The following is a 1,449-nucleotide window of genomic DNA, read 5'->3' as shown; positions in this document are numbered from 1 at the left end:
GCGGCACCCGCGCGGGGCCGTGCAGCGTGCGGCAGGTAGTCGACATAAGTAGGCAGATTATCGCTAGCCCGCTCCCCCGGGCGGCCGGAATCCTCGAAGGGACCTTCAGCGAGGAGCACCCTTCATGTCCGGCCCGGCCGCCTCCCGGCAGACCCCTCCCGACCCCTCCCCTCCGCGCCAGCACCCGCAGCACGATGCCCGCCATCTCCTCGTCATACGCCGCGCTCACGGCGGCCAGCGCGGCGAAGTCGTGCACGAGTTGCAGCTCCAGCTCCGCCCTGGGCACCCGGCGGCCGTCCAGCCAGAGCAGCGCCGTGGACTCGGCGAGCGACACCCAGGAGCGGACGACCAGCTCCAGCCGGGCCGGGGGCGCGGCCACGTCCAGATGGGCCAGGATCTGCGCGCACGCGGCCTGGCGCACCCCGTCGATCATGGCGTTCGCGGTGGAGGAGCCCACGGCCGGGCCGCCCTGCATCAGCGCCGCGAAACCGGGCCCGTGCTCCTCCACGAAGTCGAAGAACCGGCCCATCACCCGCAGCAGCCGGGCGCCCAGCGGCCCTTCGCGCGGCTCCACGAACCGGGCCGCCAGCTCGTCGGCCGCCCGGCGCAGCGCCGCCTCGTACAGGCTCTGCTTGCCCGGGAAGTAGTGGTAGACCAGCGGCCGGGAGATCCCGGCGGCCGCCGCGATCTCGTCGATCGACACCTCGTCCGGCGAGCGGCGGCTGAACAACTCCAGCGCGACGCCTATCAGCTGCTGCCTGCGCTCCTCGACGCCCATCCTGCGCCGCACCCCGGTCGTCATGCCCCCAGCGTACCGACCGGTGGGTCCGGCGCCGCCGGCCGGGGCGCCGGCGCACCTGCCCGGACCTGCGGTTCAGTGCAGCGCGTCCACGCGGCTGCCGTCCGCAAGGCGGCCGTGCAGCAGGGGCCGGTCGCCCTCCTCGGCGGGCACCGCGAGCAGCCGCCCCCGCGTCTCGTCCGTCGCCCCGCCCGACGTGGCCGACAGCGACGCGAACTCCCCGCTGCCCGCGGCCAGTACGTACCACCGGCCGCCCGGCGACTGCCACAGCACGCCCGCCAGGACGCGTGGGGTGCGCGCGCCGCAGGCGGGGGAGTCCTCGGCGCGGGCGGCCACCGTGCCCGGCGCGGGGGCCCGTTCGGAGGGGTCCTGGAATTGGGCGACGACCCGGCTGCCCGTGCCCCGCCAGGTCTCCGCGCGGGTGCACAGCCAGCGGGCGGTGCCGCCGCCCTCGGGCAGCGGCTGCCGGGCGTACGTCCAGGAGTTCACCGACCGCACGCCGTGCGACCGGGCCTCGCGCAGCAGACACGCGGTCCGCGCCCAGCTCTCCCGGTCGGCACGGGCGGTGAGGTCGTGCGGCGCGCCGGGGGCGCCCGAGGTGAGCCGGGCGGGGGCCAGTTCGCCCAGGTCCGTGACCAGCCGCAGCGCCG

The 1,449-nt window shown here is 76.6% G+C and carries 2 pseudogenes; both read right to left on the bottom strand.

The window, feature by feature from the left end:
- Positions 1 to 174: 174 nt before the first annotated feature.
- A pseudogene (locus MHW47_RS35405) lies at positions 175 to 802 on the bottom strand (TetR/AcrR family transcriptional regulator); the annotation flags it as partial.
- 72 nt (positions 803 to 874) lie between these two features.
- Positions 875 to 1,449, bottom strand: a pseudogene (locus MHW47_RS35400) (hypothetical protein); the annotation flags it as partial.

This window comes from Streptomyces sp. OfavH-34-F, assembly GCF_022347745.1.
GTDB lineage: Bacteria > Actinomycetota > Actinomycetes > Streptomycetales > Streptomycetaceae > Streptomyces.
This window is presented reverse-complemented; position numbering and strand designations above follow the sequence as displayed.